Raw genomic sequence first — 259 nt, forward strand, 5'->3', positions numbered from 1 at the left:
GCGCGGATCTCCGCCCCGGCTTTCAGTGACTTGGCAGGCAGGCGATACCCCAGGGTGCGGTTGGCAAAGCCCAGCTTAAAATGGCTGACCAATTCAGGGTGATCGAGGCGGCGTTTTTTCAGGTAGGCCAGTGCTTCCGGCGCATTCAGCAGGGTCTGGTGATAAAAGGCGATCACCCGCTGCAACAGCGCCTGCCGCCCGATCCCCTCCTCCACTGACGACACCGCCGCCAGCGGCTCCACTGCCGGATTGTGCCCCA

At 63.3% G+C, this 259-nt stretch carries 1 protein-coding gene; it reads right to left on the minus strand.

What is annotated here, in order from left to right; translation table 11 throughout:
• Window positions 1-259, minus strand: a 259-nt coding sequence (locus tag AAC147_RS10885) for a hypothetical protein (RefSeq protein ID WP_047686595.1), incomplete at both ends; no start/stop codon positions are given.

This window comes from Xenorhabdus sp. NBAII XenSa04 (genome assembly GCF_963866145.1).
Lineage (GTDB): Bacteria > Pseudomonadota > Gammaproteobacteria > Enterobacterales > Enterobacteriaceae > Xenorhabdus > Xenorhabdus indica.